Below are 15,364 nucleotides of genomic sequence, written 5' to 3'. Positions count from 1 at the left end.
GCATGCCCGCCCAACGGCACACCCTCGACGACTGGTTCGCGGCCTCGGCCGCGGTCCACGGCGACCGTACGGCGCTGGAGACCGGCGACACCGTGCTGACGTACGCCGAACTCTCCCTCCTCGCCGGCCACCTGGCCGCGGCGCTGGTGCGGAGCGGCGGCGGGAGGCCGCCGCGCAGGGTGGGGCTGCTGGCCGCGCGTACCGTCGTCGCCTACGCGGGCTATCTGGCCGTCCAGCGCGTCGGCGCCGCCGCCGTACCGCTCGGTCCCGGGTTCCCCGCCGAGCGCAACGCGATGATCGCGCGCCAGGCCTCACTCGATGTGGTCCTCAGCGACGGGACCTCCCCGCACGCCGGTCAACTGGGTGCGCCCGTCGTCGGTATGACGGACAGCGAGCTCCTCGGGCGCCTCGGCTCCCAGGCCCCGGAGCCCTCAGCCGCCGGAGCGGGCAGCCCGGACGACCTGGCGTACATCATGTTCACCTCCGGGTCGACCGGGGTGCCCAAGGGCGTCCCCGTCCAGCAGCGGAACATCTGCGCCTATCTCGCCCACGCCGTACCGCGCCTCGCGGCGGGCCCCGGCGACCGCTGCTCGCAGACCTTCGAGCTGACCTTCGATCCCTCCGTCTTCGACATGTACACCGCGTGGGGCAGCGGCGCCGCCCTGGTCGTACCGGCCCGCGCCGACCTGTTGTCCCCGGTCCGCTTCGTCAACCGGCACGCCCTCACGCACTGGAACTCCGTACCATCGGTGATCTCGCTCGCCGAGCGGCTGCGTGCGCTGGAACCGGGAAGCATGCCGACACTGCGGGCCAGCATGTTCTGCGGAGAGCCGCTGACGCTCCCGCAGGCGCGGGCGTGGCAGCGCGCCGCCCCGGGCAGCTCCCTGGAGAACGCGTACGGTCCGACCGAACTGACCGTCACCTGCACCGGCTACCGGCTGCCCGCCGACCCGGAGCACTGGCCCGCCCCCGCCAACGGCACGGTGCCGATCGGCACTCTCCATCCCGGTATGGAACACCGCCTGTTCCAGAGCGAGTTGTGCGTACGCGGTCCGCAGCGCTTTCCCGGCTATCTCGACCCGGAGAACAACACCGGCCGGTTCCTCGCACCCGACGGAGCCCCCTACGACCCGGCCACCGCACTGACCGGCGCCCACTGGTACCGCACCGGCGACCGCGTCGCCCTGCTGCCGCCCGATGAGCCCGCCGGCTCGCGCGATCTGCCCCTCGTGCACATCGGGCGGACCGACCAGCAGGTCCAGGTGCACGGGTACCGGGTCGAACTGGGTGAGGTGGAGGCGGCGCTGCGCAGCCGGCCCGGCGTCGGCGACGTGGCGGCCGTCGCTCTGGCCACCCGGGCGGGCACCGAGATCGCGGCGGCCTACACGGGGGCCGCGGGCAGTGAGAACGACCTCCGCCTGGCGCTCCGCGACCGGCTCCCCGGCTATATGGTGCCCGCCGTCCTCACCCGGCTGGACGCCCTGCCGCTGAATGGCAACGGCAAGATCGACCGTACGGCGCTCAGCGCCGCCCTGGGTGCGGAGCCGGGTGCGAGCAGCTGACCGGCCGGGACCGGCCGGGCTGCCTGGCTGCCTGGCTGCCGGGCTGCCGGGCTGCCGGGCTGCCGGGCTGCCGGGACAGAAGCTAGCTGTGCTGCGCCGGTACGAGCACGGTGCGGCGGCCGGGTTCGGCGGTCGCCGTCCAGGCTTCCTCGACCTCGGAGAGCGGCACGGCGACCGCCGCGACCGTGAGTGTGCCCGCCGCGAGTTCCCCGAGCAGGGACGGCAGTTCGGCGACGATCCCGGCGGCGGTGAGGGATCCCTGGCCGCTGCCCATGATCCGCAGATTGGCCGCGCGCAGCACGAAGGAGGGCAGCGTGATGTCCGGCCCCGCCATGGAGCCGATCTGGATCCAGTCCAGCGGGGCGCTGCGTTCGGCGCGCCGGGTGAGCAGGGCGGGAATCGCCCGTTCCGTAGGGGCTCCCCAGGTGTAGTCGATCACGACGTCGACATCGGCCGCGGCCTCGCCCAGCCGGTGGGCGGCCTGTTCCGGGTCGCCGGCCAGCGAGACCACATCAGTGGCTCCGAGGCCGCCGAGCAGGCCGAGGCGCTGCGGGTCGCGTCCGGCGGCGACGACGCGGTCCGCGCCGAGGTGGCGGGCGATCTGCACGGCCATCTGTCCGGCGTTGCCGGTCGCGCCCAGCACCAGCACACTCTGGCCCGGCTGGAAGGCGACCCGGCGGCGCAGCGCCACCCAGGAGGACATCGCGGGGTTCATCGCGGCGGCGACGGTCACCGGATCGGCGTTCTCCGGCAGCGGCACCGAGCGGCGCGGATCGACCAGCGCCTGCTCGGCCATGGTGCCCGGGACGGCGTCGTCGGCCACGAAGTACACGCGTCGCCCGTCGGGGAGCCTCCCGACCCCGTCGACACCGGGGATCAGCGGCAGGCGCCCGTCGCTGGTGTAGTGGGTGCCGTTGGCGCCGGAGCGGACGCGGGGGTGGAGACCGGCAGCGAGCACATCCACCAGGACGTGCCCCTCGGTCGCCTGCGGCGTGGCGAACTCCTCGTAACGGGGCGGACGGTCGAACGATCGGACTACGGCGGCTCGCATGGACGGCTCCGGATGAGCGAGAGATTTAGTACGTGACCAAAACCAAATTAATTTGTGCCACGTACTATGTCAACTATGATCAGGACATGACTGACGCCACGACGGGCGGGAGCACGCCCGGCCCTCCCTCAGCCCGCACACCGGGGACCACCGACCTGGGAATCGTCGACAGCCTGGTTCAGCTCTCCTTCGCGGTGCAGGCCGCGCTGGCGGCCGTCGCGGCCGAACGCGGGCTCTCCGTCATCCAGTTGCGCCTCTTCGGTGTGCTCCGCGACCGCACCCCCGGCATGCAGGAGCTGGCCGGGTATCTGGGCCTGGACAAGTCCAGCATGACCGGCCTGGTCGACCGGGCCGAGCGCCGCGGCCTGGTCCGACGTACCCCCGCGCCGCACGACGGACGCGCCGTCCAGGTCTCCCTGACCGAAGAGGGCCACGAACTGGCCCGTGAGAGCACCGCCGACGCCGGCCGGCGGATCCGGGCCCTCGCCGCGCACCTCGACGACGCCCGGCGCGCCGAGCTGTCGTTGCTGGCGAGCGCGGTGGTGACCGGACGTATCGGGGGTCACAGCGGGACGGCGGAATGAGCGGAGGCTGTCCCCGGTTGAGCACGACGGCACGCCCGTGCCAGTTCCGGTCAGCCCTTTCACCGAGGAGCCCGCAAAGTGACCACCACCGCCTCCACCGACCGCGCGGCACAGATCCTGTCCCGGCCCGTCGTACTGAACGGACTGACCGTTCCGAACCGGATCGCGATGGCGCCCATGACCCGGCAGTTCTCGCCGGGCGGCATCCCTGGTGAGGACGTGGTCTCGTACTACGCGCGCCGGGCCGCCGCGGGCGTCGGCCTGATCGTCACCGAAGGCACCTACGTCGGCCACCCGTCGGCCGGGGAGAGCGACCGCGTACCGCGCTTCCACGGCGAGGACCAGCTCGCGGGCTGGGCGAAGGTCGTGGGGGCCGTGCACGCGGCGGGCGGCACGATCGTGCCCCAGCTGTGGCACATCGGCATGGCCCGTACCGCCGGAAAGCCCCCGTACCCCGACGCCCCCGCCATGGGCCCCTCCGGCCTCCGCCTCCCGGAGGGCACCGGCGAGAACGGCAAGGCGATGACCCAGCGGGACCTGGACGACGTGATCGCCGCGTTCGCCGAGGCAGCGGCCACCGCCGAGCGCATCGGCTTCGACGGGGTCGAACTGCACGGCGCCCACGGCTACCTCATCGACCAGTTCCTGTGGGAGGGGACGAACCGGCGGACCGACGCGTACGGCGGTGACGCGGTGGCCCGTACCAGGTTCGCCGCGGAGATCGTGGCCGCGGTGCGCGCAGCGGTCTCGCCGTCGTTCCCGGTCATCTTCCGCTTCTCGCAGTGGAAGATGCAGTCGTACGAGGCGAGGCTCGCCGGGACCCCCGATGAGCTGGATGCCCTGCTGAGCCCGTTGTCCGGAGCCGGGGTCGACGCCTTCCACGCCTCCACCCGCCGCTACTGGGAGCCCGAGTTCGACGGCTCCGGCCTGAACCTGGCGGGCTGGACGAGGAAGCTCAGCGGCAAGCCGGTCATCACCGTCGGGTCGGTCGGCCTGGACAGTGAGTTCTCCGGCGCATTCCGCGGCGAGGGCTCGCAGGTCAAGAGCATCGACAACCTGCTCGACCGGCTGGAGCGCGACGAGTTCGACATGGTCGCCGTGGGCCGTGCGCTGCTGCACGACCCCGAGTGGGCGGCCAAGGTCCTGGCAGGTCGGCTCGACGAGCTGGCCGCTTACGACCCGGCGGCGCTGTCCACGCTCAGCTGACCGGGGGCGGGGCGCCGGGCCGGTCCGCGCGGTGCGGCGCCCGGCGATGACCTCGGCGCCGGGGTCCACGGCGACGGTCCCCCCGCGGTGGACGAGATCCGGGCGGCGGCCCCTGGTGCGGCGCCGCCGCCCGGGGGCCGCCCGCACCCCCGACTCGCCGCACTGGTAGGTTCTCCGCCACACACAAAGCACAGACACAAAGCACAGACACACCGAGATCGTCGGCCTCGACGATCCCCGGAAGCGCCCCTCCCACGCACCAGCGTGAGAGGGGCTGCTGTGATTTCGGCGGGTATCCGCCGAAGCCGCGGCCGCGCCGGGGAGCGAGGACGACGATCTTTTTCGTTCCCCGACCGGTCACGCCCACGGAAGGCTTGGAGCCTTGGACATCAACGGATTCCCGCGCCAGTTCGCCAGGACCCGCCGCTTCACTCTCGGTACCCCCCGGCAGTTCACCGTCTCCCCCGACGGCGAGCGGGTGCTGTTCCTCCGGTCCGCGACCGGCACCGACCCCCGCGTCCTGCTCTGGATGCACGAGCACGGACAGGAGCGTCTCCTCGCCGGCCACCGGTCACCGTCGGCGGGCGTGACCGCCTACGCGGCCGACCGGGACGCCCGGCTCGTCGCCTACGCCGTGGACGGCCGGCTCTGGACCGTCCGCGCGGAGTCCGCCCCTGACGACCGCGCAACCCGCGCCCCGGACGGCCCGCGACACGGCGCGGCCGGCGCCCCGCAACACAGCCCCACCACCGGCATCCCGCGCCACATCCGCACCCCCGGTCCCGTGACCGACCCCCGGCCCTCGCCGGACGGCACCCTGATCGCGTACGTCACCGGGGGCGCCCTCCATGTCGTACGGACGGACGGGACCGGTGACCGGCTGCTCGCCGCGCCCGAGGGCCCCGATGTCACCTACGGTCTCGCCGACTACTGCGCCAACGCCTCCATCGGCAGGTCGCGCGGGTACTGGTGGTCCCCGGACAGCGACGCGCTGCTCGTCGCCCGGGTCGACACCTCGATGGTGCGGCGCCGCTGGATCGCCGACGCCGCCGACCCGGAGCAGCCCCCCGTCGCCATCCGCTACCCCGCGGCCGGTACGCCCAACGCCGAGACCTCGCTCTACGTGATCACGGCCGGGGGCGACCGTACCCCCCTCGCACTCCCCCGCTCCGCGCCCGGAGGACAGACACCCCCCGGTGTCTGGGACGCCCCCGCCTTCGAGTACCTGGTCTCGGCGTCCTGGGAGAACACCGGCCCCGTCGCCGTCCTCCAGACCCGTGACCAGCGCACGGTGTGGGTGGTCGCGGCCGACCCGGCGGGCGGCCCGTACGAGGTGGTCTCGCGGACGTCCGACGACAGGTGGGTGGCCTTCCGGCCCGGCACACCGCTCCACACCCCGGCGGGCGTCCGGGTACTGCCCGCGGTCCGTGGCGATGTACGCGGGATCCGGATCGGGGACGTCCGCAGCCCGGACGGCCTGTATGTGCGCGAGGTGCTGGGGTCGGTGGGCGAACGGGTCTTCTTCACCGCGAGCGAGGAGCCGACGGAGGTCCATGTCTGGTCGTACGAGCGAGGGCCCGGGTTCGCCAGACTGACCCAGGGACCAGGGGTGCACACAGCCGCGGCGGGCGGCCCCACGCTGGTCGTCGACAGCAGGACGGACGACGGTCAGTCGGTGACGGTGCGCCGGGCCGGACGCCCGGACGGACGGATCGCGGTACTCACCGAGAAGCCGCTGGTCACCCCGGCGCACATCCATCTCACCCTCGGCGCACGCGAGTTGCGCACCCGGCTGCATCTGCCCTCCTGGTACGAGCCCGGACAGGAACGGCTGCCGATTCTGCTCAGCCCGTACGCCGGACCCGGTATGCAGGTGGTGACCAGAGGGCGGGCCTGGTACACGGCCGTCTGCCAGTGGTACGCCGAGCACGGCTTCGCCGTACTGGCCACGGACGGACGCGGCACCCCCGGCCGCGGCATCGCCTGGGAGCACGCCATCGACGGCGACCGGCTGGGGCCCGTGCTCGACGACCAGATCGACGCCCTGCACGCGGCAGCGGAGCGGTACGACGCCCTGGACCTCGGACGCGTGGCGATCCGCGGCTGGTCGTACAGCGGCTATCTCGCCGCGGGGGCCGTGCTGCACCGCCCCGATGTGTTCCATGCGGCGGTCGCGGGCGCCGCACCCGCCGACCGTCGGCTCTACGACACCTACTGGGAGGAGCGCTTCCTCGGCCACCCGGACATCCTGCCCGAGGGGTACGAACGGTCCTCGCTGCTCCCCCACGCGCACCGGCTCGCCCGGCCACTGCTGCTGGTGCACGGACTGGCCGACGACAACGTCGCGCCCGCGCATACGCTGCGCCTGTCGGCCGCACTGCTCGCCGCCGGACGCCCGCACAGCGTGCTGCCACTGTGCGGCACGGGACACCTCGTACACAGCGAGGGCGTGGCGGACCGGCTGCTGCTCCTCGAACTCGACTTCCTCAAGGGGGCGTTGGAGCAGCGCGCGGTGGGGAGCTGATCACCCGCCCACCGGGTCGCCCGCCGGGTCGCCCGCCGGGCCCCCGGACGCCTTCCAGCTCGCGAGTACGTCGTCGGCCGTGGTGACGGTCGCGACGAGCGCCAGGGTGTTGCGGATCATCGCGGGGGTGTAGTCGGCGGGCACCCCCGCGATGGCGTCCGCCGGGACCACCACCGTGTATCCGAGGTTGACGGCGTCGAAGACCGCGTTGGGGATCGCGACATTGGCCGAGACACCGGTGACGACCAGCGTGCGGCAGCCCAGGTTGCGCAGCAGCGCGTCGACGTCCGTACCCGCGAGGGGGGAGAGGCCGTGCAGCCTCCGTACCACCAGGTCCTCGTCCGCCACCTCGATCGGCGCGGCCACCGTGACCGCCTTCGAGCCCGTGTGCTGCTGTACGGGCAGTCGGCCGGCCGCCCGGAAGAGCCGGGCGTTGTGGCTGGCGCCCCGCCCGTCGGGGCGCCGTTCCGCCACCGCGTGCACCACCTGCACCCCTGCTTCATGGGCGCGGGTGACCAGTTGGGCGACGCGCCCCAGGGCACCCGACGAGCGGGCTTCGGCGGCCAGTTCGGGCAGGGCGCCGTCCGCGCCGACCACCCCCTCCTGGCACTCCACGGTGAGCAGGACCGCCGTGGCGGGATCGAGCTGCTGCGCAAGCTGTTCGGACGACACCATCGGCCCTCACCTCTCGGGGAACCGGGTCCTGCGGACAGGACCGGGGCGCGCGAGGCTAACGCCCATTGCGTCATGAGGGAAGAGACTCCATGATTTCTGACACATAGTCAGGAACAGCCGTGACGGCGGGAGAAGCCCCATGACCGACACCCAGCGCCGAGGCCGCAGGATCATGATGACGGAGCCGGAGCGCGACACCTTCCTCAGCGGGCAGCGCACCTGCCGGGTGGCGACGGTATCGGCGGACGGCCGTCCGCACGTCGGCGCCCTCTGGTTCCTCTGGGACGGCACGTCGCTCTGGCTCTACTCACTGACCCGCAGCCGCCGCTGGTCCCAGCTGACCGGGGACCCGCGGCTGGCCGTGGTGGTCGACGACGGCGAGGAGTACGGCGAGCTGCGCGGCGTGGAGCTCTCGGGCAACGCGGTCATGGTCGGGGAGGCACCCCGCACGGGAGAACCCTGCCCCGAACTCGACGCCCCCGAGAAGCTGTTCGCGCGCAAGAACTTCGGGATGGACCTCATGCCGTACGACGGCCGCCACGCCTGGCTGCGGCTGACCCCGGACTCCATCGTCTCCTGGGACTTCCGCAAACTCGGCTGACCGTCGGGCCCCATCGCCTCCCGGGTCCTCCGCCGACCCGGGAGGCGATGGAGTCCGACGCCGGGCCGTCCGGCCCCTCAACCCTCACTCGGACCGGCCCCTCCCTCAGACCGGGCCCTCCCACAGATCGGCCCCCTCCCCCCCCCCGGACCGGACGGCCCCTCAGACCGGGCCCGCGCCGTCGAGCACCGCACCGGCCGCGTGCAGCGCGTCGACCGCCGCCCGGATGGAGGGCCGCCGGTCGGCGTCGGCGCGCCAGATCGCGTACACATGGCGTCGCAGCGCTTCCCGTACGGTGACGACCCGCACACCGTCGGGGACCGGCCCCCGGCCAAGCCGTGGCGCGACCCCGACCCCGAGCCCTGCGGCGATCAGCGCCATCTGGGTGGGGTGTTCGCCCGCGACATGCGAGATACGCGGCTCGAACCCCTTGCCCCCGAGCGTGAACATCAGCCACTCACGGCAGAACTCGCCCTCCGGCCAGGTGATCCACTCGTCCTGGGCGAACGCCTCCAGCCCGACATCGGCGGCCCCGGCCAGCGGATGGTCCGCGGACACCGCGATGTCCGCGATGTCGTCGAAGAGGGCGCGCTTGGCCATCCCCTCGGGCATCGCCGTGGGCTTGTTGTACCAGTCGAGCACCACGGCCACATCGAGGTCACCGCGGAGCACCCCCCGTACCCCGTCCTCGCCCTCCAGCTCCTGGGAGCAGACCGCCAGTTGGGGGTGGGCCTCGCGAAGCCCCGCGAGGACTCCGGGGAGCAGACCGCGGGCCGCGGTGGGGAAGGCGGAGATCCGCAGCTCGCCGACCACCCGGCCGCGCTGCGCCTCCAGATCGGACTGGGCCAGCTCCACCTGGGAGAGGATCCGGGCCGCGTGGTCGGCGAGGAGCCGCCCGGCGTCCGTGAGCCGGACGCCCCGGCCGTTCTTGGCGAGCAGCGGCTGCCCGGCCTCCCGCTCCAGCTTGGCCAGCTGCTGGGAGACGGCCGATGTGGTCACATGCAGCCCGTCGGCCGCCCCGCTCACCGAACCGTGCCGGGCCACCGCGTCGAGGATGCGCAGACGCTCCAGATTCAACATGTAAGCGATTCTAAGGCAACCACTCCACGTAATCTCGCTTGTGCTACGAGATGAGCCCGTCCACAGTGGCACGTATGAGCACCGCGACTCCCGCCAGGACCGTGTCAGCACCGGTCATCGCACCGCCGCCCACCGCCCGCCGCCCCGCTGTCGACTGGCGCATCCGCTTCGTCCTGCTCTCGCTCATCTGGGGTTTCAGCTTTCTGCTGATCAAGGTGGGCACCGGAGGGTACGCCCCGTTCCAGGTCACCTTCGGCCGCCTCTTCTTCGGGACCGCCGTACTGGCCGCGGCCATCGCCTTCCGGCGGGAGCGGCTGCCGCGCGGGGCACGGACCTGGGCCCATCTCTCGGTCGCCGCACTGCTGTTGAACGCGGCGCCGTTCTCCCTCTTCGCCTACGCCGAGCAGACCATCCCTTCGACGCTCGCCGGGATCTGCAACGCCACCTCACCGCTGTGGGGCATGGCGCTCTCCCTGGTCGCGCTCTCCGAGGACCGCCCCACCCGTCGCAGAGTCGCCGGTCTGGGGCTCGGGTTCCTGGGGGTCCTGACCGTGCTGGGCGTCTGGCAGGGGTTCTCGGGGCTGGACCTCACCGGCACCGCGATGGCCCTGCTGGCCTCCCTGTGCTACCCGGTCGGCTGGATCTACGTACGGCGGACCCTGGCGGGCACCGGCGGCTCGCATCTCGCGATCACCGGTTCGCAACTGCTGGTGGCGACGGTCGAACTGGCCCTGGTCACACCGCTGTTCACCCAGCTGCCCACCTCCTTTCCGGTGGCCCCACTGCTCGCCGTCGCGGCACTCGGCGCACTCGGCACCGGGGTCGCCCTGCTGCTGCAGTACGGCCTTGTGGCCGAGGTCGGCCCGACCACGGCCCAGATGGTCACGTACTTCATCCCGGTGATCGCCACCGCGGCGGGCGTGGCGCTGCTGGGCGAGACGATCGGCTGGAACACCCCGGTCGGCGCGGTGATCGTCCTGGCCGGCGCCGCCCTCACCCAGAGCAGACCGCGGCGCCGCCGGCGAGATGGCACGCCCGAGACCGCGGGGACCGGCCCGACAGCGGGGGCGAGCGCGGCGACGGCAGCAGTCGGCGGCAGCGGCAGCCGTCAGTCGTAGCGCCTGCCGGGCGCGGGCCCGGCAGCCGACGCGACGGCGTCGGCGACCGGGCCGATGTCGTCCGGGCCCAGCTGCGAGACCGTGAGGCGCACACCGGGCGGCGCGGCCATCCGGAAACGGGCGCCGGGGGCGACGGCCCAGCCGGAGTGCAGCAGCCGCGCCACCACCCCGGTCTCGTCCGGCACCGGCACCCACACGTTCATCCCGCTGCGGCCGCAGGCGTCGAGCCCCCGCCCGGCCAGCGCCTCGATCAGCGCGTCCCGGCGCCTCCCGTACGACAGCGAGACCGCCGGGACATCGACGGCGCCCGAGGTCCACAGCTCGACGACCGCGCTCTGCAGCAGATGGCTGACCCAGCCGGGGCCGAGCCGCTGACGGCCCAGTACCCGGTCCATGGTGATCGTGTCGCCGGTCAGCACGGCGAGCCGCAGATCGGGCCCGTACGCCTTGGAGACCGACCGCACGAAGGCCCAGTGATCTGTGGCCCCGGCCAGCGGACTCAGCGGCAGATCGGCGATCCCGTGTCCGTGGTCGTCCTCGATGAGCAGGACGCCCGGATGGTCCCGCAGCAGGGTCCGCAGCGCATCGGCGCGCGCCGGACTCACCGCCGCGCCCGTGGGGTTCTGCGCGCGGGCGGTCACCACGAGCGCGCGGGCCCCTTCGCGCAGCGCCCGCTCCGCCTCCCCCGGGAGCGGCCCCTCGCTGTCGACCCCCATCGGCACCGGGCGCAGCCCGAGCGCGGGAACGAGATCGAGCAGGGCGCCCCAGCCCGGGTCCTCGATGGCGACGGAGTCACCGGGCCTGAGGTGCGCGGCGAGCACCCGCTCGATCCCGTCGAGCGAACCGGACAGCACCGCGAGCGGCCCCTGCGGCACGCCGTCGGCGCCGAGGGCGGCGCGCGCCAGCCGTTCGAGCCCGGGGTCGACGCCCGCCTCCCCGTACAGCACGGCCCGCTCGTCACTGCGCGCGGCGGCCGCGGCCAGCGCTCCGGCGAGCGGGGGCAGCAGCGCGCGGTCCGGGTTGCCCGATGCGAGGTCACGCACCCCGGCCGGGATGTCGGCCCGGATGGACTCCCGCGCCGTACTGGCCGGCCGGGGGCGCACCCGGCTTCCCCTGCGGCCCGCCGTCGCGATCACCCCGCGGTCCCGGAGCGTCCGGTAGGCGGCGCCGACCGTATTCGGATTCACCCCCAGCTGATCCGCCAACTCCCTTAGTGGTGGCAGTAGTTGCCCTGGAGCTAGCACACCGGAGCCGACCGCGCGCTCCACGCTCGCCGCGATCTCCGTTGCACGCCTGCCTTCGATCCCATACTCTCCTAGCACAAAGAAGATTATGCACTAGCGCAATGGAGAACGCAATGTCCGATACCCCTCCGGCCGCTTCCCGGCAGCAGGACGCGCCCTATGTGCCGACCGCCCGTACGGTCCCCACCCGTTCCCGGGAGCGGGCCTCGTACGACCGTGAACTGGTGCACTCCGTGCTGGACGAGGGATACGTCTGCCACCTCGGGTTCCTCCGCGACGGCGCGCCCGTCGTACTGCCGACGCTGTACGCCCGGGTGGGCGAGCGCCTCTACGTCCACGGCTCGACGGGCTCCCGTCCGCTGCGGGCGGCGGGCCAGGCGGACCCCGGCATCGCGGTCTGTCTGACGGTCACACATGTCGACGGTCTGGTCCTGGCCCGGTCCGCCTTCCACCACTCGATCAACTACCGCTCCGTGGTGGTCCACGGCACGGCCCGCCAGGTCACCGACGCCGACGAGCGGCGCACCGCTCTCGACGCGATCGTCGAGCAGGCCGTGCCGGGCCGGTCGCACGACTCGCGCCCCGCCGACGCCAAGGAGCTGGCGGCCACCGCCGTGATCCGCCTGGACCTGGAGGAGCTGTCCGTCAAGACGCGCACCGGCGGCCCCAACGACGAGCCCGAGGACCTCGCCCTCCCGTACTGGTCGGGTGTCGTGCCGGTGAGCCGCGGATACGGCACCCCGGTCCGGTCGGACGACCTCGACCCGTCGGTCGCCCTGCCGGACTACCTCGCCCGCCTCTGAACCGCGCGAGCGAGGCACATCGCCGAGCACCGGCCGGAGCCGGCTCAGGCCGGTACCGGCCTGCGGCGCGCGGCTGCCGCCCGCATCTCCCCGTACGCGAGACCGACGACGGCCGCGAGAAGCAGCAGGGTGCCGAGGACCGTGCCCGGGGTGAGCCGCTCCCCGAGCAGGGCCACGGCGATGACCGCGGCGCTCACCGGTTCAAGCAGCATGATCACCGAGACCGTGGCCGAGCGGACCACCGCGGCACCGGTGAAGTACAGCGCGTAGGCGAGTGCGGTGGGCACCGCGGCGACATAGGCCAGCAGGCCCGCCACCCTGGCCGGTTCGACGGTGTGCGGGAGGAGCCCCTCCGCCACGGCGAGCGGCAGCAGGACGACGGTTCCCAGAGCGAGGGACCAGGCCGTGGTGGAGAGCGGGTCGCCGCCCCCGCTGCGGCCGAGCCACAGGGTCAGCAGGGTCATCGCCGCGTACCCGGCGGCGGAGAGCAGCGCCCAGCCGACCCCGGCGGGGTGCACGGCTCCGCCGCCGCTGCCCAGGACCAGCACCACGAGTCCGCCGAGCGCACCCGCGACGGCGGTGACCCCGCCCCCGCCCAGCCGCTCACCCATGGTCAGCCGGGCACCGACGGCGATGAGCACGGGCCCGGCGCCCAGGGTCACGACGGTGGCCACGGCGAGCCCGGTGAGCTGGACAGCGGCGAAATAGGCGACCTGGAAGAGCGTGAACGCCACCCCGGTCGCGACGGTGCGCAGCACCAGCCGGGCGCGCGGCTCGGCGGGCCGGGACGTCCGGTGCGGGCGGCGGCGCACGGCCCGCACGGCGAGCAGCAGCACCAGACCGCCGGCGCACCGCCAGAAGGTGAGCGAGACGGGCCCGAGATCACTGGCCCCGTAGAGCAGCGAGGCCGAGGCCCCGGCGGTACCCCAGGCCACTCCGGCCACGGACAGATACAGGAGACTCCGGCGGACGGACAGCCCGGCGTCGGAGTGCGGCACATGCGTCACGTACTTCTCCATGAGGAAGACGGGGAAAGGCGGTCGCTGAACTCCGTGCGCGGGCAGCGACGAGCCGCTCGGGGGACACCCGAGCCCGGTCTCCGTCAGAGGATGCGGCCGCCCGCGCTACGCGGCGGGGGGCGGCAGTACGGTGAGATGCATGGGCCAAACCCTAACGGACGGCGCTACGTTGCGCTCCGGCCGGCCGGTGACTCCGCCACCACCGCGGCCGGTGCGCCCGCCACCGGACCCGAAGGGGGCTTCGGCGCCGACGACTGGGCGACGAACGCGCCGAGCAGCACCACGGTCCCGCCCGCGATCTGCGGCGCGGCGAGGTGCTCCCCGAGCAGCACCCAGGCGAGCACGGTCGCGATGACCGCTTCGAGACAGGCGACCACCCCGGCCACCTGCGGGGAGAGCCTGCGGACCGAGACCACCCCGGAGACATAGGCGACGACGGTGGCGACCAGGACGATCCAGCCGAGCAGCAGCCAGGCGGGCACCGTGGCTCCGTTCATCTGCGCCTGCCCGGCGAGCAGGGACCAGTCCATCCGCCACGGACGGGCCACCGTCGTCAGCAGGGCGGTTCCGACGAGCAGTCCGTACGCGATGACCCCCAGCGGGTCGGCGCCGCCATCACCGTCGCCGCCGTGGTCCGACAGGACGAAGTAACCGACCTGGCAGCAGGCGGCGCCGAGCGCGAGCAGCAGTCCGAGTGCGTCGAAGCCCAGCCCGGACCAGATCTCGACCACACAGGCGAGCCCGCCGGCCGCGAGCACCACCCCCACGGCGGCGGCCCGGGTCACCGGTCTGCGCTGCACGAAGCGGACCCAGCCCAGGACGAGCGCGGGCGCCAGGTACTCGACGAGCAGGGCCACGCCGACGGGGATACGGGAGAGGGCCGCGAAGTAGCACGCCTGGACGCCCGCGACGGCGAGCAGCCCGAAGCCGATGAGCAGCGCGGGCCTGCGCCGTACGAGATCCCGGTGGCGCCAGGCGACCGGCAGCATCACCAGGGCCGCTCCGGCCACCCGGAGCCAGACCACGTGCAGCGGGTCGAGCCCCGCCTCGATCAGCGGCTTGGCCGCGACACCCGACCCGCCGAACGCGAAGGCCGACACCAGGGCGAGCCCCAGGCCGACGCTCTTCCCCCGAGTCCCCCGAGACGCACGCATCGGCACATCATGGCAGGTGCCGTCAGGAGCGTCATCACCGACGGGCCTGGCGGGTACCGCCCTCCAGGCGCTCCGCGAGGAGTTCCGCGTCCACCCCGGCGCGGCCCAGCACCTCCACGGCGCGGCACTCGCGGTCGCGGGCGAGCGCGGCCAGCAGATCGAGCCCGCTCGCCCGCCGGTTCCCGCGCCCCTCCGCCCTCTCCAGGGCGCCCTCCATGGCCGCGACAGCCGCGGGCGACCAGCCGGTCACCCCGGGCTCGGCCACCACGGGGACGGCCCCCGAGTCCTCCACCGATCCCTGCCAGCGCAGCCCGTAGCCGATGCTGCGCTGGACGAGATAGCCGAGCACCTTGGCCACCTGCGGGCCGTCGTCGAAGGCGGCCCGCACCTCGGGGTCGGTCTCGATCACCGAGTGCAGCAGATGGGCCGTATCGATCTGGCGATCGCCGTCACGCAGCGCACGCCGGCGTGCGCCTGCCACAACCGTCGCCAGTTCCACGGTCAGCCCGGCTTCGATGTCGGCTCGGGACGGGGCGGGCTGGTCGTTCGGACGGGTAGGGCTATGCACGTCTCCCAGCTCATCAGCCATCTACGCCCCGAACATCCCCGCCGGGGAGCATTTACCCGTCCCACGCAAGTTGGGCACACCCACCCGGACCCTCCTCCTTACGGATGAGACGGCGACGGCCCGCACCCGCCCACCACCAAGGGGGCGCACGCCCCCTCCGTACCGGACCCCGCAT

At 73.5% G+C, this 15,364-nt stretch carries 14 protein-coding genes; 7 read left to right on the top strand and 7 right to left on the bottom strand.

The genetic code is table 11. The features are described 5' to 3' along the window. The first annotated feature begins 2 nt into the window (after nucleotides 1-2). Nucleotides 3-1,562: an AMP-binding protein gene (locus ACWGKJ_RS11930; RefSeq protein ID WP_385023164.1), complete on the top strand. Its 1,560-nt coding sequence runs from the start codon at nucleotides 3-5 to the stop codon at nucleotides 1,560-1,562. Nucleotides 1,563-1,644: 82 nt separating this feature from the next. Here the strand turns inward: ACWGKJ_RS11930 and ACWGKJ_RS11925 are convergent, their stop codons facing one another. Beyond that, nucleotides 1,645-2,613 (bottom strand): quinone oxidoreductase family protein, encoded by a 969-nt coding sequence (locus tag ACWGKJ_RS11925; protein ID WP_385023155.1) that lies wholly within the window; start codon nucleotides 2,611-2,613, stop codon nucleotides 1,645-1,647. Nucleotides 2,614-2,699: 86 nt separating this feature from the next. Between ACWGKJ_RS11925 and ACWGKJ_RS11920 the strand changes: the two genes are divergently transcribed. The 3 genes from ACWGKJ_RS11920 to ACWGKJ_RS11910 all read left to right on the top strand — a co-directional run bounded on the left by ACWGKJ_RS11920 (nucleotide 2,700) and on the right by ACWGKJ_RS11910 (nucleotide 6,927). Then, nucleotides 2,700-3,197, top strand: a complete 498-nt coding sequence (locus ACWGKJ_RS11920) for a MarR family winged helix-turn-helix transcriptional regulator (protein WP_385023156.1) — start codon at nucleotides 2,700-2,702, stop codon at nucleotides 3,195-3,197. Nucleotides 3,198-3,275: 78 nt separating this feature from the next. Next, nucleotides 3,276-4,403 carry an NADH:flavin oxidoreductase gene (locus tag ACWGKJ_RS11915; RefSeq protein WP_385023158.1) on the top strand — a complete coding sequence of 376 codons (1,128 nt, stop codon included), beginning with the start codon at nucleotides 3,276-3,278 and terminating at the stop codon, nucleotides 4,401-4,403. A gap of 382 nt (nucleotides 4,404-4,785) precedes the next feature. Continuing rightward, the gene (locus ACWGKJ_RS11910; RefSeq protein ID WP_385023624.1) at nucleotides 4,786-6,927 is read left to right on the top strand and encodes a prolyl oligopeptidase family serine peptidase; all 2,142 of its coding nucleotides are present in this window, start codon (nucleotides 4,786-4,788) and stop codon (nucleotides 6,925-6,927) included. Here the strand turns inward: ACWGKJ_RS11910 and ACWGKJ_RS11905 are convergent, their stop codons facing one another. Continuing rightward, complete coding sequence (locus ACWGKJ_RS11905; protein ID WP_385023626.1) at nucleotides 6,928-7,602, bottom strand: cysteine hydrolase; 675 nt, start codon at nucleotides 7,600-7,602, stop codon at nucleotides 6,928-6,930. A gap of 139 nt (nucleotides 7,603-7,741) precedes the next feature. Here ACWGKJ_RS11905 and ACWGKJ_RS11900 point away from each other — a divergent pair, with 139 nt between their 5' ends. Continuing rightward, nucleotides 7,742-8,203: a pyridoxamine 5'-phosphate oxidase family protein gene (locus ACWGKJ_RS11900; RefSeq protein ID WP_385023628.1), complete on the top strand. Its 462-nt coding sequence runs from the start codon at nucleotides 7,742-7,744 to the stop codon at nucleotides 8,201-8,203. 162 nt (nucleotides 8,204-8,365) lie between these two features. On the opposite strand, the gene ACWGKJ_RS11895 is transcribed toward ACWGKJ_RS11900, so the two are convergent. Next, nucleotides 8,366-9,283 carry a LysR family transcriptional regulator gene (locus ACWGKJ_RS11895; protein WP_385023630.1) on the bottom strand — a complete coding sequence of 306 codons (918 nt, stop codon included), beginning with the start codon at nucleotides 9,281-9,283 and terminating at the stop codon, nucleotides 8,366-8,368. A gap of 74 nt (nucleotides 9,284-9,357) precedes the next feature. Here ACWGKJ_RS11895 and ACWGKJ_RS11890 point away from each other — a divergent pair, with 74 nt between their 5' ends. Then, on the top strand, nucleotides 9,358-10,401 hold the full coding sequence (locus ACWGKJ_RS11890; RefSeq protein WP_385023632.1) for a DMT family transporter: 1,044 nt from the start codon (nucleotides 9,358-9,360) through the stop codon (nucleotides 10,399-10,401). Here ACWGKJ_RS11890 and ACWGKJ_RS11885 read toward each other — a convergent pair. Continuing rightward, complete coding sequence (locus ACWGKJ_RS11885) at nucleotides 10,392-11,723, bottom strand: aminotransferase class I/II-fold pyridoxal phosphate-dependent enzyme (RefSeq protein ID WP_453315720.1); 1,332 nt, start codon at nucleotides 11,721-11,723, stop codon at nucleotides 10,392-10,394. The genes ACWGKJ_RS11890 and ACWGKJ_RS11885 overlap by 10 nt on opposite strands. Nucleotides 11,724-11,758: 35 nt before the next feature. On the opposite strand from ACWGKJ_RS11885, the gene ACWGKJ_RS11880 reads away from it, so the two are divergent. Beyond that, a complete protein-coding gene (locus tag ACWGKJ_RS11880) occupies nucleotides 11,759-12,448 on the top strand; it encodes a pyridoxamine 5'-phosphate oxidase family protein (RefSeq protein ID WP_385031495.1) in 690 nt (229 codons plus the stop codon). 44 nt (nucleotides 12,449-12,492) lie between these two features. Here the strand turns inward: ACWGKJ_RS11880 and ACWGKJ_RS11875 are convergent, their stop codons facing one another. The 3 genes from ACWGKJ_RS11875 to ACWGKJ_RS11865 all read right to left on the bottom strand — a co-directional run bounded on the left by ACWGKJ_RS11875 (nucleotide 12,493) and on the right by ACWGKJ_RS11865 (nucleotide 15,210). Beyond that, nucleotides 12,493-13,467, bottom strand: coding sequence for a DMT family transporter (locus ACWGKJ_RS11875; protein WP_385031498.1), 975 nt, complete (start codon nucleotides 13,465-13,467; stop codon nucleotides 12,493-12,495). Between the two features lie 164 nt (nucleotides 13,468-13,631). Beyond that, the gene (locus tag ACWGKJ_RS11870; protein ID WP_385031501.1) at nucleotides 13,632-14,621 is read right to left on the bottom strand and encodes an EamA family transporter; all 990 of its coding nucleotides are present in this window, start codon (nucleotides 14,619-14,621) and stop codon (nucleotides 13,632-13,634) included. Between the two features lie 34 nt (nucleotides 14,622-14,655). Continuing rightward, the gene (locus ACWGKJ_RS11865) at nucleotides 14,656-15,210 is read right to left on the bottom strand and encodes a Clp protease N-terminal domain-containing protein (RefSeq protein WP_385031504.1); all 555 of its coding nucleotides are present in this window, start codon (nucleotides 15,208-15,210) and stop codon (nucleotides 14,656-14,658) included. Nucleotides 15,211-15,364 lie beyond the last annotated feature (154 nt).

Source organism: Streptomyces sp. NPDC054757 (assembly GCF_053612185.1).
Note: the sequence above shows the minus strand (reverse complement) of the source record. Positions and strands in the feature narration are given on the sequence as shown.

Excerpts from the sequence above, each read along its gene's own strand:
- ACWGKJ_RS11930 (WP_385023164.1), top strand. The coding sequence starts at position 3 with ATGCCCGCCCAACGGCACACCCTCGACGACTGGTTCGCGGCCTCGGCC.
- ACWGKJ_RS11925 (WP_385023155.1), bottom strand. The coding sequence starts at position 2,613 with ATGCGAGCCGCCGTAGTCCGATCGTTCGACCGTCCGCCCCGTTACGAG.
- ACWGKJ_RS11920 (WP_385023156.1), top strand. The coding sequence starts at position 2,700 with ATGACTGACGCCACGACGGGCGGGAGCACGCCCGGCCCTCCCTCAGCC.
- ACWGKJ_RS11905 (WP_385023626.1), bottom strand. The coding sequence starts at position 7,602 with ATGGTGTCGTCCGAACAGCTTGCGCAGCAGCTCGATCCCGCCACGGCG.
- ACWGKJ_RS11900 (WP_385023628.1), top strand. The coding sequence starts at position 7,742 with ATGACCGACACCCAGCGCCGAGGCCGCAGGATCATGATGACGGAGCCG.
- ACWGKJ_RS11895 (WP_385023630.1), bottom strand. The coding sequence starts at position 9,283 with ATGTTGAATCTGGAGCGTCTGCGCATCCTCGACGCGGTGGCCCGGCAC.
- ACWGKJ_RS11890 (WP_385023632.1), top strand. The coding sequence starts at position 9,358 with ATGAGCACCGCGACTCCCGCCAGGACCGTGTCAGCACCGGTCATCGCA.
- ACWGKJ_RS11880 (WP_385031495.1), top strand. The coding sequence starts at position 11,759 with ATGTCCGATACCCCTCCGGCCGCTTCCCGGCAGCAGGACGCGCCCTAT.
- ACWGKJ_RS11875 (WP_385031498.1), bottom strand. The coding sequence starts at position 13,467 with ATGGAGAAGTACGTGACGCATGTGCCGCACTCCGACGCCGGGCTGTCC.
- ACWGKJ_RS11870 (WP_385031501.1), bottom strand. The coding sequence starts at position 14,621 with ATGCGTGCGTCTCGGGGGACTCGGGGGAAGAGCGTCGGCCTGGGGCTC.
- ACWGKJ_RS11865 (WP_385031504.1), bottom strand. The coding sequence starts at position 15,210 with ATGGCTGATGAGCTGGGAGACGTGCATAGCCCTACCCGTCCGAACGAC.